Annotated in this window: 21 protein-coding genes; 9 read left to right on the top strand and 12 right to left on the bottom strand. The window is 75.9% G+C overall.

What is annotated here, in order from left to right:
* The first annotated feature begins 202 nt into the window (after positions 1–202).
* Positions 203–1,252: a methyltransferase gene (locus AB0469_RS30850; protein WP_366454746.1), complete on the top strand. Its 1,050-nt coding sequence runs from the start codon at positions 203–205 to the stop codon at positions 1,250–1,252.
* Positions 1,253–1,273: 21 nt separating this feature from the next.
* Here AB0469_RS30850 and AB0469_RS30845 read toward each other — a convergent pair whose 3' ends face one another.
* Positions 1,274–1,822, bottom strand: coding sequence for a hypothetical protein (locus AB0469_RS30845; RefSeq protein ID WP_366454745.1), 549 nt, complete (start codon positions 1,820–1,822; stop codon positions 1,274–1,276).
* A 203-nt stretch (positions 1,823–2,025) separates the two neighbouring features.
* On the opposite strand from AB0469_RS30845, the gene AB0469_RS30840 reads away from it, so the two are divergent.
* Both AB0469_RS30840 and AB0469_RS30835 read left to right on the top strand, forming a co-directional pair.
* Entirely contained in the window at positions 2,026–2,697 is a 672-nt protein-coding gene (locus AB0469_RS30840; protein WP_366454744.1) for a hypothetical protein, read from the top strand.
* Between the two features lie 134 nt (positions 2,698–2,831).
* Entirely contained in the window at positions 2,832–4,379 is a 1,548-nt protein-coding gene (locus AB0469_RS30835; RefSeq protein ID WP_366454743.1) for an alpha/beta hydrolase, read from the top strand.
* A gap of 11 nt (positions 4,380–4,390) precedes the next feature.
* Here the strand turns inward: AB0469_RS30835 and AB0469_RS30830 are convergent, their stop codons facing one another.
* Positions 4,391–5,149: an SDR family oxidoreductase gene (locus tag AB0469_RS30830; RefSeq protein WP_366454742.1), complete on the bottom strand. Its 759-nt coding sequence runs from the start codon at positions 5,147–5,149 to the stop codon at positions 4,391–4,393.
* A gap of 104 nt (positions 5,150–5,253) precedes the next feature.
* Positions 5,254–5,838 (bottom strand): TetR family transcriptional regulator, encoded by a 585-nt coding sequence (locus tag AB0469_RS30825; protein ID WP_366454741.1) that lies wholly within the window; start codon positions 5,836–5,838, stop codon positions 5,254–5,256.
* 153 nt (positions 5,839–5,991) lie between these two features.
* Between AB0469_RS30825 and AB0469_RS30820 the strand changes: the two genes are divergently transcribed.
* Both AB0469_RS30820 and AB0469_RS30815 read left to right on the top strand, forming a co-directional pair.
* Positions 5,992–6,426 carry a CBS domain-containing protein gene (locus AB0469_RS30820; RefSeq protein ID WP_366454740.1) on the top strand — a complete coding sequence of 145 codons (435 nt, stop codon included), beginning with the start codon at positions 5,992–5,994 and terminating at the stop codon, positions 6,424–6,426.
* A gap of 187 nt (positions 6,427–6,613) precedes the next feature.
* Positions 6,614–7,729: an N-acetylmuramoyl-L-alanine amidase gene (locus AB0469_RS30815; RefSeq protein WP_366454739.1), complete on the top strand. Its 1,116-nt coding sequence runs from the start codon at positions 6,614–6,616 to the stop codon at positions 7,727–7,729.
* A gap of 18 nt (positions 7,730–7,747) precedes the next feature.
* Here AB0469_RS30815 and AB0469_RS30810 read toward each other — a convergent pair whose 3' ends face one another.
* From AB0469_RS30810 to AB0469_RS30795, 4 genes are all read right to left on the bottom strand, one after another.
* A complete protein-coding gene (locus AB0469_RS30810; protein ID WP_366454738.1) occupies positions 7,748–8,416 on the bottom strand; it encodes a DUF2278 family protein in 669 nt (222 codons plus the stop codon).
* Between the two features lie 69 nt (positions 8,417–8,485).
* Positions 8,486–10,000, bottom strand: a complete 1,515-nt coding sequence (locus tag AB0469_RS30805) for an alpha/beta hydrolase (protein WP_366454737.1) — start codon at positions 9,998–10,000, stop codon at positions 8,486–8,488.
* 65 nt (positions 10,001–10,065) lie between these two features.
* Positions 10,066–13,287 (bottom strand): amidohydrolase family protein, encoded by a 3,222-nt coding sequence (locus AB0469_RS30800; protein WP_366454736.1) that lies wholly within the window; start codon positions 13,285–13,287, stop codon positions 10,066–10,068.
* Positions 13,288–13,437: 150 nt separating this feature from the next.
* Entirely contained in the window at positions 13,438–14,907 is a 1,470-nt protein-coding gene (locus AB0469_RS30795; RefSeq protein ID WP_366454735.1) for a multicopper oxidase domain-containing protein, read from the bottom strand.
* A 289-nt stretch (positions 14,908–15,196) separates the two neighbouring features.
* On the opposite strand from AB0469_RS30795, the gene AB0469_RS30790 reads away from it, so the two are divergent.
* The 3 genes from AB0469_RS30790 (at position 15,197) to AB0469_RS30780 (ending at position 18,601) form a co-directional block, all read left to right on the top strand.
* Positions 15,197–17,110 (top strand): hypothetical protein, encoded by a 1,914-nt coding sequence (locus AB0469_RS30790; RefSeq protein ID WP_366454734.1) that lies wholly within the window; start codon positions 15,197–15,199, stop codon positions 17,108–17,110.
* Positions 17,111–17,143: 33 nt separating this feature from the next.
* On the top strand, positions 17,144–17,722 hold the full coding sequence (locus tag AB0469_RS30785; RefSeq protein ID WP_366454789.1) for a TetR/AcrR family transcriptional regulator: 579 nt from the start codon (positions 17,144–17,146) through the stop codon (positions 17,720–17,722).
* Positions 17,723–17,815: 93 nt separating this feature from the next.
* Positions 17,816–18,601, top strand: coding sequence for an oxidoreductase (locus AB0469_RS30780; protein ID WP_366454733.1), 786 nt, complete (start codon positions 17,816–17,818; stop codon positions 18,599–18,601).
* 85 nt (positions 18,602–18,686) lie between these two features.
* Here AB0469_RS30780 and AB0469_RS30775 read toward each other — a convergent pair whose 3' ends face one another.
* The 4 genes from AB0469_RS30775 to AB0469_RS30760 all read right to left on the bottom strand — a co-directional run bounded on the left by AB0469_RS30775 (position 18,687) and on the right by AB0469_RS30760 (position 23,378).
* Positions 18,687–18,944 (bottom strand): hypothetical protein, encoded by a 258-nt coding sequence (locus AB0469_RS30775; RefSeq protein WP_366454732.1) that lies wholly within the window; start codon positions 18,942–18,944, stop codon positions 18,687–18,689.
* A gap of 134 nt (positions 18,945–19,078) precedes the next feature.
* On the bottom strand, positions 19,079–20,266 hold the full coding sequence (locus AB0469_RS30770) for an anhydro-N-acetylmuramic acid kinase (protein ID WP_366454731.1): 1,188 nt from the start codon (positions 20,264–20,266) through the stop codon (positions 19,079–19,081).
* Complete coding sequence (locus AB0469_RS30765) at positions 20,263–21,936, bottom strand: MFS transporter (RefSeq protein WP_366454730.1); 1,674 nt, start codon at positions 21,934–21,936, stop codon at positions 20,263–20,265. The genes AB0469_RS30770 and AB0469_RS30765 overlap by 4 nt, the downstream gene beginning before the upstream one ends.
* Entirely contained in the window at positions 21,933–23,378 is a 1,446-nt protein-coding gene (locus AB0469_RS30760; RefSeq protein ID WP_366454729.1) for an Ig-like domain-containing protein, read from the bottom strand. The genes AB0469_RS30765 and AB0469_RS30760 overlap by 4 nt, the downstream gene beginning before the upstream one ends.
* A 171-nt stretch (positions 23,379–23,549) precedes the next feature.
* Between AB0469_RS30760 and AB0469_RS30755 the strand changes: the two genes are divergently transcribed.
* A complete protein-coding gene (locus AB0469_RS30755; RefSeq protein WP_366454728.1) occupies positions 23,550–24,170 on the top strand; it encodes an L-threonylcarbamoyladenylate synthase in 621 nt (206 codons plus the stop codon).
* A gap of 61 nt (positions 24,171–24,231) precedes the next feature.
* Here the strand turns inward: AB0469_RS30755 and AB0469_RS30750 are convergent, their stop codons facing one another.
* Entirely contained in the window at positions 24,232–24,882 is a 651-nt protein-coding gene (locus tag AB0469_RS30750; RefSeq protein WP_366454727.1) for a MerR family transcriptional regulator, read from the bottom strand.
* Between the last annotated feature and the right edge of the window lie 24 nt (positions 24,883–24,906).

The following is a 24,906-nucleotide window of genomic DNA, read 5'->3' as shown; positions in this document are numbered from 1 at the left end:
GCGGCCACGGCCGTCGTACGCGCCGTGACCAGGTGCGAAGGGCTCGCAGGTGCGTGCGGGGAGCCGACGGTGCCGCTCCCCCGTCCGGGTCTGCCCTGAACTCGACTTGACGGCGGGCGACCGCGCCGGAAACCCCCCGGACGGGGGTCCCGCGCGGTCACCATGGCGGAGCGGTACCCCCTGAGACGACAGGAGCGCGCCCGTGACCGGCCCCGGCGATTCCCCCTCCCCCCTCTCCCCCGATCGCCCGCCGGCCGCGTCCGCGCCGGCGGTGCTGCACGACGTGATGTTCGGCCACGTCCACTCCGCGGCCCTGCGGGCCGTGGCCGTCCACCGGATCGCCGACCACCTCGCGGACGGCCCGCGCACGCCCGTCGAGCTCGCCGGCCTCACCGGTACCGACGCCGCCGCGCTGCGCCGCGTCCTGCGGCTGCTCGCGGTCCGGGGCCTCTTCCACGAGGACGCGCGGGGCCGGTTCCGGCTGGAGCCCGCCGGACAGCCGCTGCGGACGGACGTGGCGCACTCGCAGCACGCCGGGGTGCTGATGATCACTGATCCGATGATCGCGGGGTCCGCCGCCGAACTGCCGCGGGCCCTGGGTGACGGGCGGTCACCCTTCGAGCTGGCGTACGGAGGCCCCTTCTTCGAGCACCTGCACGAGTCCCCTCAGGACCGCGCCGTCTTCGACGCGGGGATGGCGTCGTTCTCCGGGCAGGAGGACGAACTGGTCGCCCGCAGCTACCCGTTCCCCGACGGTGCGCGGGTGGTCGACGTGGGCGGTGGCCGGGGCGGGCTGCTGCGGGCCGTGCTGCGCCGGGGACCCGCCCTGGAGGGCGTGCTCTTCGACCGGCCCGCCACCGTGGCCGGGCACCTGCTGGACGAGCCCGCGCTGGCCGGCCGGTGGCGCACGGAGGGCGGGGACTTCTTCGAGGCCGTGCCGCCCGGCGGGGACTTCTACCTGCTCAAGCACATCCTGCACGACTGGGACGACGAGGCCGCGCTGCGCGTCCTCGGCTCGGTCCGGCGCGCGGCCGCCCCGGGGGCCCGGCTGCTGGTGGTGGACGCCGTACTGCCCGGGGGCGGTGTTCCGCACCCGGCCGTGGAGCTGGACATCGTGATGCTGATGGTCGTCGAGGGGCGCGAGCGCACCGCCGCGGAGTTCGAGGAGCTGCTGGCGCGCGCGGGGTTCCGGCTGCACCGGATCCTGCCGACGCCCGCGCTGCCGTCGGTCGTCGAGGCGGTCGCGGTGTGACCGGCCCACGTCCGGCCGGGGTCACAGGAGGGCCGTGGCGAGGGCGGCGAGCAGGGCGGCCGCCACGCTGAGCACGAACGCGGCGACCAGCCCGGCCAGCGCCCCGAGCAGGTGTGGCGCCGCGTTCGCGGCCCTCCCCCGGCGGGCGCAGGCGAGCAGCCAGGAGGCGAGGGCGAGGAAGGGGACGAGGAGGAAACCGGTGACGGCGGTGGCGTGCCCGACCGCGGATCCGGACGGTTCGTACGCCGTGCCCCGGGCGATCCGTACCGGCACGGCGCTGCCCGGGCCGTGCCGTGCGGCGGCGCCGTCCAGGACGACCTCGCGCCGCGGACCTCCGGTGCCGCGCGGGGTGTAGAGGCCCCTGCACTCGGTTCCTCCCGGGTAGCCCTCCGCGTCGGAGGCGTCGTGGCACTCGGACACCGCCAGGGTGCCGTCCACGGGCCGCAGGCCCAGGACGGCCACCAGCTGGGGTCCGGGCAGGAGCCAGACCAGCCATCCGGCGAGGGCCAGGACCGCGGCAAAACCGAGGAGGGCCAGGGCCCGGACCGCGTTGCTTGCGCCAGCTTCCACGACTCCCCCTCCCGGGGGTGAGCCATACCCCCCGGGGCGGTCCCTCTCACGTGCGCCTTCCGGCGGGCCGGGCGCAGGCGCACGGACCGCCCGATGTCCGCCATATGCCGTAGTGGGGAACGAACCGGCCCGTCCCGCTCCTAGGATGGGGCCGCCGCGGCCCCGGAGCGGGGCTGCAGGGGCCCGAACGCAGGGAGTTGAGCATGAAGCGGTTGCGTGTGCTGGTCGTCGCCGGGGTGCTGGTGCTGGGGCCGGCGGGGGCGGGCACCGCCCAGGCGAGCCCGGCGCCGTCCGCGGCGGCGGCCGCGGCCTGCCCGGACGGGGAGGTCTTCGCCACGGACAACACCGCCGTCATCACGGATCCGGCCGACCCCCGGCTGAAGACGCGGCTGACCCGCTTCGACCGCGAGGTGCGCGGGATCGTCCACGCCAACGGAGCCCTGACGGCGCGTTCGACCCTGCTGGACGGGGTGTTCTGGTCCGAGGAGCAGAAGCAGACCACCTACGAGCGGTCGCGCGAGTTCGACGTGGACCGGGTGGACCGGGAGGGGCTGCACCACATCGCCGGTGTCATCGCCAAGCAGTACCACCAGGAGTCGGTGCTGACCTTCCGCTGCCTGTCGCGCACGTCTCCGCAGACCGACGCGGTCGAGGTCCGGGCCTCGGGCGTCAGCCCCACCCGCCTGCGCGAGGCACTGGCCGCCGACCCCGAGGCCCGCGAGCGGCTCGGCGGCGGCTCCGTCACCCTCGGGGGCCGGCTGATCCTGATCGCACCGGTCGCCGACCTGCCGCTCGCGCAGCGGTTCGCGGCCGGGCTCGGGGTGGACTGGAACAAGGCCGAAGTCCACTACGGGGACGAGGAGTTCGTCTCCTAGTCCGGTACGGCGCAGGAGGGCGGGGGTGGTACCAGCACCACCCCGGATACGGGCAGCAGGAGGATCGTCCGGGGGGCCGTGTTCGCGGAGGATCGGGGGGTACCGCACCGCTCCGACCGGGGGGAACCACCCACATGCACCTCTTCAAGAAGCCCGCGCGCTGGGCCACGGCCGCCGCGTGCGGGCTGCTCGCCCTCGCCGCCCTGCCCGCGGCTGCGGCGAGCGCCGCCACGACGAAGGACGCCGCGCCCGCGGCGCCGGCCCGGTACGCGCAGCAGCGGCTCGACTGGCAGCCCTGCCAGTCCGGCGCCCTGGAGTGCGCCTCCATGACGGTGCCGCGCGACTGGTACCACCCCGGCACGGGCGCGGACCTGACCGTCGCGGTGTCGCGGCACCGGGCCGCGGATCCGGCCGCGCGCCGCGGCGTGCTGATGATGGCGGCCGGCGGGCCGGGCGCCTCGGGCCTGGGCCGGCCGGCGGGCCTCGCGGCGTACTCGCCCAAGCTGGCGGCGGCGTACGACATCGTGGGCTTCGACCAGCGCGGGGTGGGCGCCAGCACGCAGGTGGTCTGCTCCGACCAGGACACCGTGGACGCCCTGTTCACCAGCGGTGACCTGCGCGACCGGTCGCCGCAGGCCGTGCAGGCCACCGTGGACCGCGCGCGGGGCTTCGTACGGGACTGCGAGCGGCAGTCGGGCGGGCTGCTCCCGTACATCACCACCGACCAGGCCGTCCACGACATGGACCTGTTCCGGTCGCTGCTGGGCGAGTCGAAGGTGTCCTACTACGGCCCGTCCTACGCCACCTTCCTCGGCGCCTACTACGCCACCGAGTTCCCGCGCCGGGTCGACCGCGTGGTGCTCGACAGCAACATCGGCTTCACCGGCAGCTGGCAGGAGTTCCTGACCGGCCAGCCGATGAGCTTCCAGCGCCGGTTCGAGCAGGACTTCCTGCCCTGGCTCGCCGCGAACGACGCGACCTACCACCAGGGCCGGACCCCGGAGGAGGCCAAGGCGGCGTACGAGCGGCTGCGCGGCGCGCTCGGCGAGCACCCGCTGGACCTGGAGGGGACCCTGGTCACCCCCAACCACCTGGACGCCGCCGCGACGTCCATCGTCTACAGCGGCGACCGCTTCCCCGACCTGGCGATGGTGCTCGGCGTCCTGCAGCACCCGGACACGGCTGCGCCGGCCGCCCGCAAGGCCCTCGCCGAGAAGCTGAGGCACCCGCTGGGGGCCCCGTTCGCGGCCGACTTCTTCTCCGTGATCTGCCAGGACACCCCCTGGAACCACGACAGCGCCTACTGGGTGAACCGGAGCGGGGCCGACAGCCGCGCCTACCCCATGGCCGGGGCCCGGGAGCTGACCTTCGCGTCGGTCTGCGCCTCCTGGCCGCGCTCCCGGGCGCCCCGGGTGCAGGTCACCGGGCGGGGGCTGCCGCCGATGATGATGCTCAACTCGCTGCACGACCCGGCCACGTACTACGAGGGCGCGCTGCGGGCCCACCGCGGGACGGCGGGCTCCCGGCTGATCACGGTCGGCGGCGGCGACCACGGCGTCTACCAGTCGCACAACCCCTGCGTGGACGCGTACGTCGAGGGCTTCCTCGTCGACGGCCGGATGCCGGCCGAGGACGCCTCGTGCGAGGGCAGGCCGCTGCCCGGCCCGGCCGCCGGCCGGTAGGCCCCGGGCCGTCAGGCCGAGGAACCGCTGTCGACGACGAGGTCGGTGCCGACGACGGCACCGGCCTGCGGCGAGGCGAGGTAGAGCACGGCCGCCGCGACCTCCTCGGCCTCCGCGAGACGGCCGAGGGGGTTCTCGTGCCGGATCCGCTCGACCCGGTCGGCCTCGGTCTCGCCCGGCCGCAGCGACATGGGCGCGGCGGTGGCGCCGGGGCTGACCGCGTTGATGCGGATCCCCTCGCGGACGTGGTCGAGGGCGGCGGCGCGGGTGAGGGCGGAGACGGCCGCCTTCGAGGTGACGTAGGCGGCGGCGTTCGGGATGCGCGTGTGGGCGCCCAGGTTGGAGGAGACGTTGACGATGGCACCGCCGCCGTTCTCGCGCATGTGGGCGATCTCGTGCTTCATCGCCAGCCAGACGCCGGTGACGTTGGTGCGCAGCACCGCGTCCCAGTCCTCCTCGGCGATGTCGGCGGCGGGAACGGTGCCCCGCAGGATCCCGGCGTTGTTGACGGCGACGTCGAGCCCGCCGAAGCGGTCCACGGTCTCGCGCACCAGGCCGGCGAGCCGGCCGGAGTCGGTCACGTCGGCGGGGACGGCGGCGGCCGTGCCGCCCGCGGCCGCGATGAGGGCGACGGTCTCCTCCAGCGGGGCCGCGGTCCGTCCCGCGGCGACCACGCGGGCGCCCTCGGCGGCGAAGGCGAGGGCGATCGCGCGGCCGATGCCGGAGCCCGCGCCGGTCACCAGGACGGTCTTGCCGGTGAAGCGGTTCATCTTCGGTGACTCCTCTGGGGCCGTGGGGCCCATATTGGAACGAGCGGTTCAGTATGAGGGCGCACGGAAGGGCCCCGGGAGGGCGCTCGCGCGTGCCGGTGCGGTCAGTCCAGCAGGGTCAGGGCCTGTTCGGCCGCGTCCCGCACCCGGGCCGGGTCGTCGCAGGCCTTGCCCACGACGCGGACCCCCTGGAGCAGGACCAGCAGCATGCGGGCGAGCGCCTGCGGGTCGCGGTCCGCGGGCAGCTCGCCCTGGGCCCGGGCCCGCAGGAGCGCGGAGTGCAGCAGGGTCTCGAAGCGGTTCCAGTCGGCCTCGACCCGGCGGGCGGCGCCGCTGTCGTGCGCGGCCAGTTCGGCGGCGGTGTTGGTGACGAAGCAGCCGGCCTGCCGGCGCCCCGGGGCGGCCGCCTCCGCGGCGAAGCGGCGGACCACCTCCCGCACGGCGGGCAGCGCCGGGCCCGGCCGGGACAGCTCCGACAGGAGCAGCGGGTTCTGCGTCTCGGCGTAGCGGTCCAGCGCCTTCAGGTAGAGCTCGCGCTTGCTGCCGAAGGTCGCGTAGATGCTGGCGCGCCCGATGCCGAGGTGCTCGACGAGGTCCGCGACCGACGTCGCCTCGTATCCGCGGCGCCAGAACAGCTCGAGGGCCGACTGGAGCGCGGCGTCCGGATCGAATTCCTTGGTCCTGGCCACGTCGAAGATCATAAAACGGTCTGGAACGATCGGTCAAGAAAGATGTGACACCGGGAGCACCCCGTTCGGCGCGCCGCGCAGGCCCATCCGTGCTGTGCTCGTAGGGAGGGGTGCACACGGCCGCGGACACACTCGGAGAGCCAAGGAGGAACCATGACCAGGAACCTGCGGGCCCGGGACATCATGACCAAGGGCGTGCAGTGCGTCCGGGAGGAACAGAGCCTGCTGGACGCTGCGCGCATGATGCGCGACCTGAACGTCGGCTGCCTGCCCATCTGCGGGGACGACCAGCGCCTCCAGGGGCTGATCACCGACCGCGACATCGTGATCAAGTGCTGCGCCGAGGGCAGGGACCCGGCCTTGATGAAGGCCGGGGAGCTCGCCGGGACGCTGCACTGGGTGGACGCCGCCAGCAACGCGCAGGAGGCGGTGGACACCATGGAGGTCCACCAGATCAAGCGGCTGCCCGTCATCGACGTCGCCGACGGCCACCGGCTCATCGGGATGATCACCGAGGCCAACCTGGCGAAGAACCTCTCGGACGCGGAGATCGCCGAGTTCGCGGTCCGCGTCTACGCCGCGAACTGACCGCGAACCGACCGCGGACCGACCGCGGACCGCACCCCGGCCGGCCGGCGGCCGCCTTCCCCGCCGGCCGCCCGTAACCCCCTGCCGACGCCCTCGTTGAACCAGGCGGTCAGCGAAGTGGCGGCGCGCCGGCCGGGCTCCCGGAGTCCGGCCGGCGCGTCGTGTGTCGACGAGGGAGAAGCACCACGTGCGAAGCCGCCGGTCACGGCGCACCCCCGCCACCGTCACCCTCACCACCACCGTGATCTGCGCGCTCACCGCCACCGCCGCGACCGGCGACCAGCCCGCCGGCCCTCCCCCGGCCGCCGGCCGGGCCTTCACCCTCACCACCGACCGCGCCGCGCCCGCCCTCACCGCCGCGCGCACGGCCGGCTTCAGCATGCTCGCCGTCACCGCCCCCGCCGGCCGGCCGCCGGGCCCGGGCGGGTACCGGGTCCGCACCCGGGCCCGTTCCTCGGGCGCCTGGTCCCCCTGGACGGTGCTGGAGCCCGGCGAGCCCTGGTGGGCCGGGCCCTCCACCGGGGTCGAGGTCCGGGCCGCCGGCACGGACGCCCCCCTGGCCGCCGGCCTGCGCCTGGACCTGGTCGACCCCGGCCCGGACCCGGCGGCCCGGCCCGGCAGCGGTCCGGCGGCCCCGGCCCTCCCGGCGTCCTACGAGGGCACGGGCGCGGCCCCGCGCCGCCCCCGGGTCGTGGCGCGCGCCGACTGGGGCGCGGCGGAGGACGGCGGCGCCCCGGTGCTGTACGGCAGGGAGGTCGAGGCCGTGTTCGTCCACCACACCGCCCAGACCAACGCCTACGACTGCGCCGACTCCCCCGCGATCGTGCGCGGGCTCCAGACCCTGCACCGGCGGGCCAACGGCTGGAAGGACCTCAGCTACAACTACGTGGTCGACAAGTGCGGCACGGTCTTCGAGGGCCGGGCGGGCGGCTCCGACCGGCCCGTCACCGGGGCGCACACCCTCGGCTTCAACACCGACACCCTGGGCGTCGCCGTGATCGGCCGGTATACGGACGAGGAGGCCCCGGCCGCCGCCGTGGAGGCCGTGGCCCGGCTCGCGGCCTGGGCCCTGCGCCGGTACGGGCACGACCCGGCCGGCACGGTGACCCTGACGTCCTCCGTCGACAACGGCCGCTTCCGCAGGGGCGAGCGGGTGACCGTGGAGCGCGTCTCCGGGCACCGCGACGTGTTCGCCACCGAGTGCCCCGGGACGGCACTCCACCGCCGGCTCCCGGCCGTGCGCGCACGGGCCGCGGACCCGCTCGGCGGCCTGCTGCCCGGCCTCGGCAGCCTGCACGCCTGAACGGCCTGCGACGGTCCGTCAGGGCGCCTGCGCGGGATGCCCGTTCGCGTCGGTGCGGTCCGCCTGGCTGGTGAACTTGTTCAGGAAGACGTCGTACCGGCCGTCCGGGCGCTTCGTGAGGGTGGCGCCGTCCTGCCAGGTGCCGTTGTCGGGCCACCACTGGCTGCCGTACGGGTCGCCCTGGTTCTGGTGGACGTCGTGCATCCCGAGCCCGTGGTCGAAGGGCTCGCCGAAGACCAGGATCTCCCGGCCGGGCACCAGGAGGGGCTCCAGGGCCCGGGCGGCGTCGAGGTTGGAGCCCGAGACCCACGGGTGCGGCGGGTGCAGCCGGTCCAGGAGGGCCCGGAGCCGGGCGGGCGGCCGGCGGACGAAGAGGCAGCCGGGACGGTCCACGAGGGCCGGGTGGCGCAGGTAGTCGAGGGCGCCGGAGCCGGAGGAAGGCCAGAGCTCGTGGTAGCCGGGGCCCATGGCCGGCACCGGGTCGAGGATCGAGGCGGCCAGGACGAACACCTTCCACTGGACGCCGGTGGCGGACTGCTTGCTGTCCACGTCGACGGCGCAGCGGTAGCGGCCGGCCGGGGCGTCCACCTCCAGGTTGACGTGGAACCAGCGCCCCGTGGTGTCGGGCCGGTCGCGGAAGTGGCGGTGCAGCGTCCCGGAGAGCACGCCGTAGGAGTCGAGCGGCATGCGGCCAGTCAACCACCGGCCCTGCGCGGAGGCGGGTGACCCGCCGGGGCGGGCGGCCCCGGAACCGGGTCAGTTCGGGCAGTCGGTGTCCCGGGCGGGGCGGGCGCCGGTGGTCAGGAAGCGGGTGACGGCGCGGTCGCCGCAGGCGTTGCCGTTGCCGAGGTACATGCCGTGGCCGCCCTGGTCGACCCTGACCATCACCGCCCGGGCGCCCAGGGCCGCGCGCATCCTCAGGCTCCCCGCGTACGGGTTCGCGGGGTCCTTGCGGCTCTGGATCATGAGGATGTTCGACGGGCCGTGGTCGGTGATCCGGGTCGGCGGGGTGGTGGGCGGGGTCTTCCAGAAGGAGCAGGGGGTGACGTTGACGGGCATGCCCGCCGTCAGGGGGTGGCGGACGCGCTCCTCGTCGACCGCGCGCTGGAGGTCGGCGGCGGGCGGGTTCGGCCAGGCCACGTCGTTGCAGAGGACCGCGACGAGCTGCGAGGCCTCCTCGTCGCGCAGGGGCTGGGTCAGCTCCGGCGGGAGGACGGGGGTGGCCTGCGGGTCCCGCAGAGACTGGAGGAGCCGGGCGAGGCCGGGGAAGGCGGAGTCGCGGTAGAGGGCGTTCTGGAGCGCCTGGCGCAGGCCGTTGCCGGTCAGGGGCGTCCCCGGGGTGGTGGACGGGCGCGGGGCCCGGTCCAGGGCGTCGGCGAGGGAGAGGACGAGGGGCCGCACCTCCTGCGGGGTCCCGGCCAGGCGCAGGCCCTCGCGGTCGCGGTCGGGGTGGGAGGCCCAGGCGGCGAAGTCGGGGAAGCGGTCTTCGGCACCCCGGCCCATGTTGGCGAGCCAGCCCCGGGCGACCCGCTCCGGGTCGGGGTCGCCGCTGCTGTCGAGGACCCAGCGGTCGGTGCGCCCCGGGTAGGTCTGGGCGTACACGGCGCCCACGTAGGTGCCGTACGAGACGCCCCAGGCGGAGAGCTTGCGCTCCCCCAGGGCCTCGCGCAGGCGGTCCATGTCGCGGACCTGGTTGGCGGTGCTGAAACTGCGCAGGACGGGTCCGCCTGCGGCGGCGCAGGCCTCGGCGACGCGTCGCGCGTGGGCGAGGTTGGCGGTGGTGTCGCCGCCGGGGCCGGGCCAGGAGCGCAGGGTGGTGAGCCGGCGGTCCTCGGGGGCGATGCCGCAGGCGGCGGTGGTGCTGCCGCCGACGCCCCGGGGGTCGAGGGCGACGAGGTCGTAGGCGCCGGCGAGTTCCTTCCCGAGGGCGGCGCCCTTCTGCGTCAGGCGCTGCACTCCGGAGCCGCCGGGCCCGCCGGGGATGAGGACGAGGGTGCCGCGGCGGGCCTCGGGGCGGTCGCTGCGGATGCGGGAGACGGCCACGCTGATCTGCGGGCCGGCCGGGTCGGCGTAGTCGAGGGGGACGGGCAGGTCGGCGCACTCCTGGGCGGCCGGGCCGTCCGGCTTGGCGCAGGGGTGCCAGTCGAGGCGGGGCGTGCCGGCGCGGGGGCGGTCCGCGGGCTGGGGGGCCGCCGTCGCGGTCGTGGCGCCGGCCAGGGCGGTGGCGGTGCAGAGGGCGAGCAGCAGGGCCTTGTTCCGTCGGTTCGTCATGCCGCAAGCCTCGTCGGCCGGGTGCCCGCGGACCCATCCGGCAGCCCGGTGGCCGCCGGGTGGGGTTAACCCCCCGTGAGGGAGGGGGCGTTGCAGCAGGCGTCGCGCTGCATCTGGTGGCGGACCGGGTGCCAGGCGGCCGGGGAGGGGGCGGCGGTCGCGGCGGCGGGGGGCTCGGGGAAGGAGGCTTCCAGGGCGCTGCGTTCGTGGAGGATGCCGGCGCGCAGGACCGCGCGGATCCGGACCAGGTCGGCGAAGTCGGTGAAGGGGTCGCCGTCGACGAGGGTGAGGTCGGCGTACTTGCCGGGTTCGACGGTGCCGAGGTGGGCGTCGGCACCGAAGACGCGGGCGGGGGTGCGGGTGGCGGTGGTGAGGGCCTCGGCCGGGGACAGGCCGTACCGGTGCAGGGCGCGCAGGGCGAGGTGGAGGTGGAGGCCGACGGGGGTGAGGGGGGCGTCGGTGCCCAGGGCGACGCGGCCGCCGCCGGCCAGGACGGCGCGGTAGACGGAGACCTCGCGTTCCAGGGCGGCGAGCTGGTCGGCGCCGGGCGGCTGTCCGGCCGCCGCCCGGATCGCGGTCGCGTCCCAGGGCGGCATCAGGGCGGTGACCCGGCGGTCGGCGGCGAGGGAGGGGTCGGATCCGATGAGGGGCCAGGCGGTGAAGGGGGTGGCGATCAGGTCGAAGGCACCGCCGGTGTACACCTCCAGGGTGTCCTCCTCGGTGTGGCCGCCCGGGGTGGCGCCGTGGCCGTACTCGGCGCGCTCGGTGGCGATCAGATGGGTGGTCAGGTCCTGGCCGGACTGGATGCCGGGGGCGCACAGGTGGGACCCGGCCAGGACGCCGAGCCGTTCGTGGGCGAAGCGGGCGGCCCGTTCCATCAGGTCGTAGGGGGCGCGGACGTAGGTCTTGACGAAGTCCCAGTCCAGGGCGGCGGCCCGGGCCAGGGAGCGGGCGAAGCCCTCCGGGGTGCGGTGGGCGCGGCCCATGCTGTAGGCGACGCGGGATCCGTCGAGGAGTTCGCCGCCGGCCAGCAGCCGGGGCGCGGCGAGCCGGCCGGCCCGGATGTCCTCGCGCAGGCGGGCCTGTTCGTAGGCGGAGCCGCCGAGGGAGACGGCGGTGGTGACCCCGTAGGCGAGGTGGAGCACGCCCTGGCGGGCGCCGTAGGTGTAGGGGTACGGGTGGACGTGGGAGTCCCACAGGCCGGGCAGGACGGTGCCCGTGGAGGCGTCGACGGTGCGGGCGGCGCGGCGGCCGGGGCGGTGGGGTTCGACGCCGGTGACCCGGCCGCCGCTGACGAGGACGTCGACGTCGGCGCGGGGCGCGGTGCCGGTGCCGTCCCACAGGAGTCCGGCGTGGACGACGGTGTCCACGGGGGCGGGCCGGCGGTGGGTGAGGGCGACGGGCACGGTGCGGGGCGCTGCGGCCGGACCGCCGTCGGCGTCGAGGGCGAGCAGGCGCAGGCGGCCCGCGGACTGGTAGAGCAGGGTGCGGGAGTCCGCGGACCAGCTCGGGTGGTCGGCGCTCTCGTCGGTGAGGCGGCGGGGCGCCCCGGCGGGCGTGCCGTCGGGGGCGACGGGCAGCAGCCAGAGGGCCGACTCGCTCACGTGGGCCAGGAAGCGGCCGTCGGGCGACCAGACGGGGCCGGAGGCGTAGCGGTCGGAGAGCGAGGCGTGCGGGGCGGGGGCGTACAGGCGGGAGGCGCCGGTGGCGGTGTCGACGATCCGGATCAGGTTGTAGCCCTCGCGGAAGCGGCGGCTGAGGCGGTTGCGGTCGCACAGCGCGAGGTGGCGGCCGTCGGGCGACCAGCTGGGCGGGCCGGGCAGTCCTCCGCCGCCGAGGGCGGTGGCCAGCGGCTTCTCCTCGCCGGTGGCGAGGTCGCGGACGAGGAGCCGGCCGGTGAGGTCGAGGGCGGCGAGGCGGGTGCCGTCCGGGGAGAGGGATCCGTAGACGCGGCCGGCCGGGGACAGGACGCTCTCCCGGCCGTCGGCGAGTTCCCTGCGGCGTACGGTGTTCAGCCCGTCGCGGTCGTCGGTGTAGAGCAGCGCCCGCCCGTCCGGGGTCCAGACCGGGTTCTGGGGGTAGGCGGTGGTCTTCGCCCGGAGGATCCTGCGCGGGGCCCCGCCGGTGACGGGCGCGACCCAGAGGGCGCCGAGCGCGGCGAAGGCCACGCTGCGGCCGTCGGGCGAGAGGGCGGGCAGGTGGATCCCGCGGACGGGCAGGGGCCGTTCGGCCTCCAGGACGTACTCCTTGACCCGGTAGCGGGGGCGGGTCACCTCCAGGGTGGCGTCGAGGGGGATCTCGACGCCGGTGCGGTCGCGGTGGGGGCGGACGGTGCGGAACCGCCCGTCGAGGGTGACCAGCAGGCGGTCGTCGCCGAGCCAGCGCGGGGGCGCCGGGGCGAGGTCCCCGTCGAGGGCGACCGGGCGGCCGTCGGCCCAGAGGGTCAGGTTCTCGGCCTTGCGGGGGCCGGGGGTGGCGCAGAGCCAGGCGGTGCGTCCGGCCGGGGAGAGGGCGGGGGCCAGCAGGCTGCCGTCGGCGGCGGTGTGCTCGGTGCGGACGGGGCCGGTGCCGTCGGCGGCGGCCGAGGCGAGGGTGCGGGCGGTGAGGGTGCCTTCGCTCGTGGGGGTGGCGCCGGTGAGGGCGGCGCGGACGAACAGCACGCGGGTGCCGTCGGGCGTGAAGACGGGGTCGAAGTCCTCCCAGGCCCCGCCCTGGTCCGGTCCGTCCTGCCCGGGCAGGCCGGTGAGCCGGCGCAGGCCGCCGTCCCCGAGGGCCACGGTCCAGATCCGGTAGGGGCTGCCCGCCACGGGGTCGCCGCCGCGTTCGGAGCAGAAGGCGAGGGTGCGGCCGTCGGGCGACCAGGCGGGGGCGCGGTGGTCGAAGGGGCCGTCGGTGAGCCGGCGCAGTCCGGAGCCGTCGGCACGCATCACCCAGATGTGGAAGTTCCCGCCGCGGTAGGCGCTCATGGCGACGCGGCCGCCGTCCGGGGAGAGCACGGGGCGGCCGGGTTCCAGGTCGGACGGGGTGAGCCGGGCCGCCGGGGAGCCGTCGGGCGGCAGGGACCACAGGACGCCCTGGACCTCGGCGATCACCCGGTCCCCGGCGGCGGTGGCCGTGGCGGCGCCGTTGGTCGTGCGGGTGAACCGCAGCCGGACCGGGGCCGCCGGCTCCGCCGGTGTCCGGGCGGGGGCCGGGGCGGCCGCCGCCTCGGCCGGGGGGTGTCCGAGGAGCGCCGCCAGCGCCCCCGCCGAAGCCGCCCCCAGTACCGTCCTGCGCGCCACCCGCATCGCGAACGCCCCTCCCGTCCCCCGGGCCCGCCCGCCGGTCCCGTCGGACGGTCGAACGACCCGGCCCCCGCCGGGGCAACGGGCCCGGACACGGGCTCACCCCGGCGGGCCCATCGGCCGCCGGGGTGAGGATACGCAGGGGGCGGGGCGTCAGGAGATGCGCATATTGGCCATCATGCCCATGGCGCCGTGGTCGAACAGGTGGCAGTGGTACACGTAGGTGCCCCGGTATCCGGTGAAGGTGGCCTGGAGCTTGACGGTCTCGCCCGGCTTGAGCGGGACGGTGTCCTTGAGGCCGGTCTCGGGGCCGGAGGTGACCGGCTGGCCGTTGCGCTCCAGCACCCGGAACTGGACCAGGTGCATGTGGAAGTTGTGCGGGGCGATCTTGTTGGAGTTGTGCACGGTCCAGATCTCGGTGGCGCCGTAGGCGATCTCGGTGTCGATCCGGTCCATGTCGTACGTCTTGCCGTTGATGTACGCGCTGCCGCCGGGGGCCTCGTCCATGCGCATGTCGAACTCGCGGTTGACGGTGGCCGTGCCGAGCGCGGGCAGGGTGCGCAGGCGCTCCGGGACGGAGCTGTGGTCCGGGGCGGTGCGGGTGACGCGGAACTGGAGCACCTTGCCGACCACGTCCGCCGACTCGAAGGGGGCGATGTCCTTGTTGCGGAGCTCGATGACGGTGCCGACCGGGTAGCGGGAGAAGTCGATGACCACGTCGGCGCGCTCGCCGGGGCTGATCTTGACGACGTTCGTCCGGTACGGGGCCGGCAGCAGGCCGCCGTCGGTGCCGATCTGCACGAGCTCGGAGTCGTCGGCCAGCGACAGGTCGAAGAAGCGCTGGTTGGAGGTGTTGGTGAGGCGGAAGCGGTACTTGCGGGACGCCACCTCGAAGTACGGCCAGGCCCTGCCGTTGGCGAGGATGACGTTGCGCTTCATGAAGTCGCCCATCGCGTAGACGAGTTCACCGTTCTCCAGGAAGCGGGCGTCGCGCAGCGAGATCGGCACGTCGTACTGGCCCGCGGGCAGCGGCAGCCGGCGCTCGACGTCGTCGGTGAGGATGTAGGTGCCCGTCATCCCCCGGAAGACGTTCTCCGACTCCATGTGGTGGGCGTGGTCGTGGAACCACAGGTTCGCGTGCGGCTGGGTGTTGGGGTACGTGTACGTCTTGGTGCCGCCGCCGGAGGGGATCAGGTCCATCGGGGAGCCGTCGCTGTCCTGCGGGACGTGGGCGCCGTGGAGGTGGATCGAGGTGGGGACGGCGAGGTTGTTGGTCTGCTTGATCACCACGCGGCGGTTGGACTCCGCCTTGATGACCGGGCCCGGGAAGGAGCCGTTGAAGGTGCGCAGCGGGGTGCGCAGCCCCGGCACGATCTCCTTCGTGGCCTCCTTGAGGGTCATCCGGTAGTAGCTGGTGCTGCCGGTGTTGAGGTAGGGCGTCAGGACCGGGGGCAGCGGCATCTTCTGCGCGAACTTGGTTATGCCTGCGGCGTCGAGCTCGGCCGCGGCGGCGCGGGCGGGCTCCTTCGCGGTGGCGTTCACGACGGGCAGCAGCATGCCGCCGGTCCCGACGACGCTGGTGGCCGCCACGCCTGCCTTGAGTGCGGTCCGTCGAGTGATCACTGTTCCCCCGTGGGTACTGGCCCGGCGCCTCGCGTGCCGGTCGATCGGTTGGCCGCACGGATGCGCGGTGGTGGACGAGGAGAGACTGCGCGAGAGCGGTGGTGCCCCGCTGGTGCGGCTGTGGAGGACCGGTGAAGGGCTGCGCCGAACGGGCGACTTGGCGGAGTGTCTGGCGCGTGATCTGCGCATACGGGACCAACGTGGCGCCCTGGCCGGGGATATTGGATGAATAGCGCCGTCCACGCGCTCTGCCAGGATTTTTGACGGTTCATCACAGTGGAGGCAATGCGTGATGCGCACACGGTCCGTTCTGGCGGCCACCGCCCTGCTCACGACGCTGCTGCACGCCGCGCACGGGACGGCCGGGGCGGCCGCCGCGGGCGGTCCCGCCGACCGGGCGCGCCGGGCGGCCCCGGACCGGCAGGCCGGGCACGACGCCGCCCTGGCCGGGATCGGGGGTGCGGGGAGCGCCGGGGCCCAGGAGTTCAGCACCGCGGCCGGCCGGCTGGACCGGGTGAGCCTGTACCTGGCCAGCGGCGCGGCGACCGGGAGGGTGCGCGTGCAGGTGCGCACCGTCCGGGAGGACCCCGGTTCCGCGGTCGCGGACGCCGCGGTCGACCTGGCCCGGCTGGGCGGGGCGGGGGCGGGCTGGGTGGAGGTCCCGCTGGCGGCCGCCGTGCGGCCGGGCACCCGCTACTGGCTGTTCGCGCAGGCCACGACGGGCGAGGACAAGCCGGTCGTCTGGTACGGGAAGCGCGGGGACGCGGCCGGCGCCCCGGCCGGCACCCGGTACGACGGGGCGGCGGGCGGCTGGCGCGAGGGCGGGGGCCGGTTCGCCTTCTACGTGAACCCCACGGGGGCGGAGCGGTGCGGCGAGGCGGAGGCCTGCTACGTCCCCGCCTCCCTGAAGCCGGCCCGTACGGCGGGCCTGCTCGCCGACGGGCGGGGGGCGGTGGAGGCGGTCGACCCGGCCTTCGCCGTCGGCGCCCGCTACCTGCCGGGCAGCAACGTGCTGGAGCTGCCGTCCGGGCGGTGGCGCCACCTGCCTGCGGGCGCGGCGAAGTCCCGGGTCGTGGGGGCGCAGGACCCGGGGGCCCTGGCGCAGATCGCCGAGTCCCGGCGCTGGCTGGCCTCGGGGAAGGTCCCGGGCGGGTCCGGGGCCCGGCGCGAGGGGGCCGAGCGGGCGCTGCTGTCGATGCGGGCGCTGCTGCGGCCCAACGGGGCCTTTGCCGCGGCCTGGTACCCGTTCTGGGACTTCTCCTGGCCGCGGGACTCGGCCTTCGCCGCGGCCGCGTTCGCGCACACGGGCCACGACGAGGAGGCGTACCGGATCCTGCGCTACAACGCCGGGACCCAGCGGCCGGACGGCACCTGGGAGGCCCGTACCCGCCTCGACGGGTCGGGGCCGCCGGACAACCGGCAGTGGCAGCTCGACGCCAACGGCTGGGTCCCCTGGGCCGCCTGGCAGTGGTACCGGACGGCGCCCGCGGCGGGCCGGGCGGAGCGGCTGGGCGCGCTGTACCCGGCGCTCGCGAAGGCGGCCGACTTCACCGCCGGCTCCCTGGACGCGGAGGGGCTGCCGCCCGCCTCGCCGGACTACTGGGAGCTGCCGACCGCGACCGCCAACATCGGCACCGCCGCCCCGCTGCTGGCCGGGCTGAACGCCGCCGCGGACCTCGCGCGCGAGCTGGGGCGGGAGGCGGACGCGGCGCGCTGGGCACAGGCGGCCGGGCGCCTGCGGGCGGGCATCGCGAAGCGGTTCGCCCCCCTGGGCTACGCGCGCACGGTCGACGGGCTGCACGGCCGCGACAGCGCGGCGGCGTTCATGGCGCCCCCGTTCAACACGGCGCCCGCGGGCCTGGCCCGGGCCCTCGACGACACCTTCCGGGAGCTGCGGCGTCCCAACGGCGGGCTGGTGCCGGGCAGCGACCCCGGCGCCCCGTGGGGGAACATCTCCTGGACGGCGAGCACCTCGTTCTTCGCCCTGGCCTGGACCTCCTCGGGCGAACGCGCGAAGGGCGGCGCGGTGCTCGACTGGGTGCTGGCCCAGCGCAACCTCCTCGGCGAGCTTCCGGAGACGGTGGACGCCCAGGGTCTGCCGAAGGCCGTCGTACCGCTCGGCTGGACGGACGCGCTGGTGCTGCTGACCCTGGTCGCGCAGGAGGGCACGGGGCTGGCGACCCCGCCGGCCGCCCGTACTTGACCCGCAGGTCCAGAACGTTGTTGAATGACGATCATGGGAAGGCCGAAGCAGTTCGATCCCGAAGCCGCCGTCGAGCAGGCCATGCAGGTGTTCTGGCGCCAGGGTTACGCCGCCACCACGCCGCAGGACCTGGTCGACGCGCTCGGCATCGGCAAGGGCAGCCTGTACCACGCCTTCGGCAGCAAGCACGCCCTGTTCGAACTGGCCCTGCGCCGCTACCGCGACAGCCAGGCGGTGGCCGTGATCGAACTGCTGGGCGGGGACGGGCCCGTGAAGGACCGGCTACGGGCCGCCCTGAAGATGCTCGTCGAGATGGACCTCACGGATCCGGACCGGCGCGGCTGCATGGCGGTCAACACCGCCGCGGAGCTGGCGGGGACCGACGAGACGGCCTCCGAGCTGGTGCGGCGGATGTTCGACCGCACGGAGGAGGCCCTGCGGGCGCTGGTCGAGGAGGGCCGGCGCTCCGGGGAGATCGCACCGGAGCGCGACGCGCGCGCCGTCGGGAGCATGCTGCTGAGCACGGCCGTGGGCCTGCGGCTGCTGGCGCGCGTGGCCGAGGGGCCCGAGCGCCTCGCGCTGGTGGTCGAGGCCACCGTCGACTCCCTGTAGGACCCGCCCCGCACCCCGCCGGGGGCCCGCCCCGCGAGGGGCGGCTTCCGCCTGCCCATGTTTTGTACCTGTAGCTCAAGAACTGGGGAAACGATGAAGCTCGGACTGCACGACAAGACCGCCGTCGTCACCGGCGCCAGCCGCGGCATAGGACTCGCCACGGTGCGGACGCTGGTGGAGGAGGGCGTGCGCGTCGTCGGCGCCGCCCGTACGGTCACGCCGGAACTCGCCGCCTCCGGCGCCCTGGGGGTCGCCGCCGATCTGGGCACCGCCGCCGGAGTGGCCGCCCTCGCGGAGGCCGCGCACACCGAACTGGGCGGCGTCGACCTGCTCGTGAACAACGTGGGCGGCGGCGACCCGGAGGGCGGCCTCACCGGCTTCCTGGACAGCGACGACGCCCAGTGGGCGCGGTACCTGGACCTCAACCTGATGAGCGCCGTGCGCCTGACCCGCGCCGTCCTGCCCGGCCTGGCCGAGCGGCGCGGGGCCGTCGTCAACGTCTCCTCCGTCTGCGCGCGCCTGCCCGCCACCGGCCCGGTGGCCTACAGCGCGGCCAAGGCGGCGCTGGGCGCGGTCACCAAGTCCCTCGCCGAGGAGTTCGGGCCCCGGGGCGTGCGCGTCAACACCGTCTCCCCCGGTCCCACCCGGACGGCGGTCTGGGAGGACCCGGAGAACTTCGGGGGTCTGGTGGCGCAGGCCGCCGGGATCGGGCACGCCGCCCTGCTGGAAGGCCTGCCGGCGGAGTTCGGACTCACCACCGGCCGGCTGACCGAGGCGCGGGAGGTGGCCGCGGTCATCGTCTTCCTGCTGTCCGACGCCGCCGGCAACGTCACGGGCGCCGACTGGGTCGTCGACGGCGGGATGGTCAAGACGGTCTGACGGCCGGCCCGCGCGGCGGGGCCGGGGTCAGGGCCGGGGCCCGGGACCGACGTCCCGGGCCCCGGCGCGGAGGGATGGCCTCCGGTCAGGACGTGTAGTAGTACAGCCACCACTTGTAGTGCTCGTAGGAGCAGTGGTAGCTCGTGTAGTGCCCGTAACGGCCGGCCGACAGACAGGCCCCCTTGCTGGAATACGGGCCCTTCTTCCCGGACGACCGGTGGTCCACGACCGAGGCGGCCGAGGACGTCCCGTGCTGCGGGGCCGCCAGTGCCGCCGGGCCGGAGAGGATCAGACCCGCGGCCAGGAGCGCGGCCGGGAGGATGCGAGCGGTCTTCGTGTGCATGAGGATTGCCTCTTTCCCGTTCCTCGGGGCCCGTCCGGCTCCGGACCACCAACGTACGGACGCCCCGGTCCCGGGCGCATGAGGCGGGTGTCCCGGCCGGGTCGGGACACACCCGGGCGCTCGTTGCCCGGCCCTCACCCCGGCGGCGGTCCGACGGCCAGCCGCAGCGGCCGGCGGGCGGGGGCGGGCGGCAGCCGCAGCGGGCGGCGGCCCGGGGTGAGGGAGCCGAGCACCCGGGGGCCGCGGGCGCCGGTGCACGCGGGGTCGTTGCCGGGCAGGCCGTGCAGGGTGAGGAAGCCCAGCACGGCGAAGGCGTACGCCTCCTTGGCGGCGGCGGGCAGGCCGAGCGCCTCGGAGCCCAGCAGGGCGGTGCCCGGGGGCAGTTCCTCGCGGAGCATCCGCATCAGGACCGGGTTGCGGGTGCCGCCGCCGGAGGCGATGACCTCGGTGGGGCGCAGCGGGCGCAGGGCGTCGGCGACCGTGCGGGCGGTGAGCCGGGTGAGGGTGGCGAGGAGGTCGCCCGGCGCGAGGGGGCCGAGGCCGTCGAGGGCGGCCCGCAGGTGGCCGGGGTGGAAGAGCTCCTTGCCGGTGGTCTTGGGGGCGGGCAGCCGGTAGTACGGCTCGGCCAGCAGGCGCCGCAGGAGCGGTGCGTGGACCCGGCCGGCGGCGGCGAGGGCGCCGTCCTCGTCGTATCCGAGGCGTCCGGCGGTGAGTTCGCGTACGGCCGCGTCGAGCAGGGCGTTGCCCGGGCCGGTGTCAAAGGCCACGGGCGGGCCGGCCGGGGGCAGGGCGGTGACGTTGGCGATCCCGCCGATGTTCAGCGCGGCGGGGGCGCCGGGGCGGCCGCGCAGCAGCATCAGGTCGATCAGGCCGACCAGGGGGGCGCCCTGGCCGCCGGCCGCGATGTCGCGGGGGCGGAAGTCGGAGACGACGGGGCGGCCGGTGGCCTCGGCGATCCAGGCGGGGCGGCCCAGCTGGAGGGTGCCGTGGACCCGGCCGCCGTCGCTCCAGTGGTAGACGGTCTGACCGTGGGAGGCGATCAGCTCGGCGCGGCCCCCGCACAGTTCGCGGTCGGCGCGGGCGGCGAGCTCGGCGAAGGCCCGGCCGATGAGGGTGTCGAGGCGGCACACGTCGGCCAGGGCGGTGGGCGCGGGCGGCAGGGCCGCCGCCAGCCCGGCCCGCAGGGTGTCCTCGTAGGGGGCGCTGACCATGCCGAGCGGGCCCAGGCGCAGGGTCTCGCCGCCGTCCTCCAGGGTGAGCCGGGCCGCCGCCGCGTCGACGGCGTCGTACGAGGTGCCCGACATCAGGCCCACGACCCTCACCGCAGGGCCCCCCGGTGGCCGTCCCGCAGGCCGGCCAGGGCGAGGGCGCTGAGGGCGCAGGTGCCGGCGGCGTAGTAGGCGGGGACGTCGCCGTCGCCGGTGGCGGCGGTCAGGGCGGTGACGACCAGGCCGGCGCAGCCGGAGAACACCGCGTTGGCGAGGGCGTACGCGACGCCGAGGCCGGTGCAGCGGACGTGCGCGGGGAACATCTCGGCGAGCATGGCGGGCCCCGGCCCGGCCAGCAGCCCGACGGCGGCGCCCGCGCCGAGCACGGCGGCCGCCTTGGCGGGGGCGGGGGCGGCGGGGTCCTGGAGGAGGTGCAGGAGCGGCAGGGCGAGGAGGGTGACGGCGAGGGCCCCGCCGAGCATGACCGGGCGGCGGCCGACCCGGTCGCTGAGGATCCCGGCGGGCAGGATCGAGGCGGCGAAGCCGAGGTTGGCGAGGGCGGTGGCGGCGAGGGCCTCCCGGAGGGAGGCGCCGAGGGTGGCCTGGAGGTACGAGGGCAGCACGACGAGGAAGGTGTATCCGGCGGCGGACCAGCCCATGACCCTCCCGATCCCGAGGACGACGGCACGCCAGGTGGCCCCCGCACCCGCGCCACCGGGGCCGGGGGCCGGAACGTGGCCGGGGGCGGGGACGGAACGGCGGACCTGGACGGAACCGGGGGCGAGGTCGGGACCGGAGGCGGGAGCGGGACCGGAGGCGGGAGCGGGAGCGAGGCCGGGAGCGGGAGCGGGGCCGGGAGCGGGAGCGGGGCCGGGGGCGGGAGCGGGGCTGTCGTCGTGGGCGCGGGCGGCGGCCGGGGCGGATGCCGCCGTAGCGCCCGCACCCGGGCCGGGAGCGGGGCCGGTGCCCGGCTCGCCGACCCCTTCGGCCGGGGCGGACGTCACGGCCACGCTCCGGCCCGGGCCGGTGCCCGCGCCCGGCCCCGGGACGGGGACGGGGACGGCCGCGTCGGCGGCCGGCGCCGGGGGAGGTTCCTCCCGTTCCCCGCCCGTGGGCCGGGGGCCGGGCGGGTCCGGGAGGGTGCGGCGCAGGTGGAGGGCGGTCAGGCCCAGGGGGAGGGCCAGGAGGAACGGGACGCGCCAGCCCCAGGCCATGAGGGCCTGGGGCGGCAGCAGCGAGGCCAGGAGCGCGGCGGTGCCGGCGCCGGCGAGGAGGCCGAGGGCGACGGTGAAGGACTGCCAGGCTCCGTACCGGCCGCGCCGGCCCGGCGGCGCCTGCTCGGTCATCAGGGCCACCGCCCCGCCGAACTCCCCTCCGGCGCTGAGCCCTTGCAGGGCGCGCAGCGCGGTGAGCAGCCAGGGCGCGGCGGTCCCGGCCGCGGCCCGGGTGGGGAGCAGGCCGATCAGGGTGGTGGCGAGGGTCATCAGGCCCACGACCAGGACCAGGGTGGGGCGGCGGCCGATGCGGTCGCCGAGGCGGCCGAAGAGCAGGGCCCCGGCGGGGCGCAGGAAGAAGGCCACCGCGAAGGAGGCGTACGCGGCGAGGAGCGGGCCGGCGCCCGCCGGGCCCTTCCCGGGGGCGGGGGTGAAGAAGTGGGCGGCGAGGACGGTCGCGAAGCAGCCGTAGACCCCGAACTCGTACCACTCGACGAAGTTCCCGGCCGCGCCCGCGAGCAGCACCCGGTGCGCCGGCGGGGGCGCGGGGCGCGGCCCGAGGGGGGTCACGTCGTCGGTTCGAGGCGGGAGGCGGCGGTGTCGGCGCGGGGGGCGGGGTGGGCGGCGGCGGGGGTCAGGGCGCTGCCGGCCAGCCAGGTGCGCCAGTCCACGTTCCAGTCGCCGAAGCCGTTGTCGAAGGGGGACATCCGGTCCCCGCCGCTGTTGACCACCTCGACGATGTCGCCCTCGCGGACGGTCTCGTAGAACCACGCGGCGTCCTCGGTGGACATGCCGGTGCAGCCGTGGCTGACGTTCTCCTCGCCCTGTGCCTCGACCGACCAGGGCGCGGCGTGCACGTACTCGCCGCTCCAGGTGACCCGGGTCGCGTAGAGGACGGGCAGGTCGTAGAACTCCTTGGTGCCCTTCTGGATGCCGACGGTGTCCCCGCGCATGCGGACCTTGGCCTCCTTGCCGAGGACGACCTTGATGCCGCTGCGGGTCAGGAAGCCCGCCTTGCCGGTGGTGACCGGGATGGTGCGGATGACCCGGCCGTTGCGGCGTACGGTCATCTCGTGGGCGGCCGAGTCGGTGACGGCCTCGATCCGGTCGGCGACGGTGAACTCCAGGGGCTCGGAGGGGCCTCCGTATCCGTGCTCGCCCAGTTCGACCCCGTCGAGGCCGCTGCGGACGCGGACCACGGTGTGGGCGGGCCAGTAGGTGCGGGGCCGGAAGTGCAGGGTGGTGGCGTCGACCCAGTGCCAGGCGCCCTCCACCTGGGGTTCGGAGGTGACCTGGAGGGCCTGTTCCACACGGGCGCGGGCCTCGGGGGCGTCGGCGGGCACCGGGTGGCTCAGCTCGGCGGTGACGATCTCGCCGGCGCCGTAGGTGCCGGGGCGGGGGCCGAACTCGGCGGTGAGGCGGGTCCCTTCGGCGGCGGGCCGGGCGGTGCGGAAGGCGAGGGTCACCCCGACCGGGGTGCCGTCGCCGTCCTGGGCCCCGACCTGGAGGGTGTAGGCCTCTCCCGCGCGCAGGGGTTCGGTGTTGTGCCAGCGGCCGCTCTCCGGGGCGACCTCTCCGGCCAGCCGGCGCCCGTGCCCGTCGCGGACGGTCACGTCGGTCAGGCGGCCCGCCTCGGCGTGGGCGAGGGCGACCTCCAGGGGCCCGCCGGCGGCGGTCGGGAGCGTGGCGGTGCCGAGCGCCGGGTTCCACAGGAGGGACGCGGCCCCGTGGGCGGTGGCCCGTACCCGCTGCTCCCGCCAGGCGCCGCAGGGCCCGCTCGCGAAGGCGGGGGCGGCGCACCAGCGGGCGGCGGGCGCCCGGCCGCGGTCCAGGGCCCGGGAATCCAGGCTCCGTCCCACGAGCAGGGTGACCGCCGCGTCCCGTGCGGCGGGCGCGTCCGCGCCCTGCGGGGTGCCGGCCCCCGCGGTACGGCCCGGGGCGGCGGCGACGGCCAACAGGGCCCCCGTCACCGCGGCCGCCGTGCTCCACGCCTTCGTCCGCGACACAGCCACGCGGCCCTCCCGGTTGTCGTACGTCCGCAGGGCAGCATCAAAAGCGACAGGAAGCCGAACCGATGATCGTAAACCCGGTCCTGCGGCCGAACGGGCACCGCAAGTGAACCCGGACGGAGCAGGGGACGGCCGGGCGGAACGGCCCGCTCCCCCGTCCCGTAGGCTCGGCGGATGGCGAAGTACTTCGACGTGCACCCCGAGAACCCTCAGCGGCGCACCATCAGCGGCGTGGCCGACAGCATCCGCTCCGGCGCGCTCATCGCATATCCCACGGACTCCTGTTTCGCTCTGGGGTGCCAGCTGGGCAACCGGGAGGGCCTGGCCCGGATCCGGCAGATCCGCGAACTCGGCGACAAGCACCACTTCACGCTCGTGTGCCAGAACTTCGCGCAGCTGGGGCAGTTCGTCCACGTGGACAACGACGTGTTCCGCGCGATCAAGGCGTCGACGCCGGGCCCCTACACGTTCATCCTCAAGGCCACCTCGGAGGTGCCGCGCCAGCTGCTGCACCCGAAGAAGAAGACGGTCGGCGTGCGGATCCCCGACCACGTGGTCACCCAGGCGCTGCTGGAGGAGCTGGGCGAGCCGCTGCTCTCCAGCACCCTGCTGCTGCCCGGCGAGGACGAGCCGATGACCCAGGGCTGGGAGATCAAGGAGCGGCTCGACCACGTGGTGGACGCCGTGGTCGACTCCGGGGACTGCGGGACCCGGCCGACCACCGTCATCGATTTCTCCACCGGCGAGGCCGAGATCGTCCGCCGGGGGGCCGGCGACACCGACCGCTTCGAGTAGTCCCGGGCGGACGGCCGCCGGGCCCCGTCCGCAGGCCCCGTCCGGGGGACCCGGCGCCCCGTCAGGTGATCCCGTACCGGCGGACCGTCTCCTCCTGCTGCGCGATGCGGTGCATGGCCCGGAGGATCGGTTCGAGGAGGATGGTGGCGGCCACGGCCGCCTCCACCCGCTCCGCCTCCGAGGGGTAGGTCTCCACGAAGTCGAGGTCGTGGACGGCGACCTGGTGCATCATCCGGGCGTAGGGGGTCATCATCTCCGCGTTCCACGGGTAGCCCAGCCTGATCAGCGAGGCGACCGCCTCCACCAGCGAGGTGTGGTCCGGGTTGAGGGGGGCGAGTTCGCGGGCGCTCTCCCAGCCCACCTCCTCCAGCAGCCGGTCGACCTCCCGGCGCGCCGCCGCCCGGGCCCCGTCGTCCTCCTCGGCGTCCGGCGCGGGAGGGTGCGGCAACGCCCACAGGGCTGCGCCGAGACGGATCGAACGGCCCAGCGCGTCGTCGTCCACGTGCCCCAGCACCTCCCGGGCCGTGGCCACCGACAGCCCGCCGACCTGGAGCAGGGTGCGGACGAGGCGCAGTCGGCGCAGGTGGGCCTCGTCGTAGTCGGCGGTGGTGGCGCTGACCCGCCGCCCGGGCGCCAACAGGCCTTCTCGCAGGTAGTACTTGATGGTCGCGGTGGAGACGCCACTGCGCTCGCTCAACTCTGACAGCCGCATCCCTTGCGCCTTTCCTCGGATAGC

This window comes from Streptomyces sp. NPDC093801, assembly GCF_040701585.1.
In the GTDB taxonomy this organism is placed as follows: domain Bacteria; phylum Actinomycetota; class Actinomycetes; order Streptomycetales; family Streptomycetaceae; genus Streptomyces.
This window is presented reverse-complemented; position numbering and strand designations above follow the sequence as displayed.

What these genes read in the sequence shown, in the direction of transcription:
- AB0469_RS30785 (WP_366454789.1), top strand. Translation starts at nt 17,144, where the DNA reads ATGGGAAGGCCGAAGCAGTTCGATCCCGAAGCCGCCGTCGAGCAGGCC.
- AB0469_RS30835 (WP_366454743.1), top strand. Translation starts at nt 2,832, where the DNA reads ATGCACCTCTTCAAGAAGCCCGCGCGCTGGGCCACGGCCGCCGCGTGC.
- AB0469_RS30780 (WP_366454733.1), top strand. Translation starts at nt 17,816, where the DNA reads ATGAAGCTCGGACTGCACGACAAGACCGCCGTCGTCACCGGCGCCAGC.
- AB0469_RS30840 (WP_366454744.1), top strand. Translation starts at nt 2,026, where the DNA reads ATGAAGCGGTTGCGTGTGCTGGTCGTCGCCGGGGTGCTGGTGCTGGGG.
- AB0469_RS30750 (WP_366454727.1), bottom strand. Translation starts at nt 24,882, where the DNA reads ATGCGGCTGTCAGAGTTGAGCGAGCGCAGTGGCGTCTCCACCGCGACC.
- AB0469_RS30775 (WP_366454732.1), bottom strand. Translation starts at nt 18,944, where the DNA reads ATGCACACGAAGACCGCTCGCATCCTCCCGGCCGCGCTCCTGGCCGCG.
- AB0469_RS30755 (WP_366454728.1), top strand. Translation starts at nt 23,550, where the DNA reads ATGGCGAAGTACTTCGACGTGCACCCCGAGAACCCTCAGCGGCGCACC.
- AB0469_RS30830 (WP_366454742.1), bottom strand. Translation starts at nt 5,149, where the DNA reads ATGAACCGCTTCACCGGCAAGACCGTCCTGGTGACCGGCGCGGGCTCC.
- AB0469_RS30800 (WP_366454736.1), bottom strand. Translation starts at nt 13,287, where the DNA reads ATGCGGGTGGCGCGCAGGACGGTACTGGGGGCGGCTTCGGCGGGGGCG.
- AB0469_RS30805 (WP_366454737.1), bottom strand. Translation starts at nt 10,000, where the DNA reads ATGACGAACCGACGGAACAAGGCCCTGCTGCTCGCCCTCTGCACCGCC.
- AB0469_RS30810 (WP_366454738.1), bottom strand. Translation starts at nt 8,416, where the DNA reads ATGCCGCTCGACTCCTACGGCGTGCTCTCCGGGACGCTGCACCGCCAC.
- AB0469_RS30820 (WP_366454740.1), top strand. Translation starts at nt 5,992, where the DNA reads ATGACCAGGAACCTGCGGGCCCGGGACATCATGACCAAGGGCGTGCAG.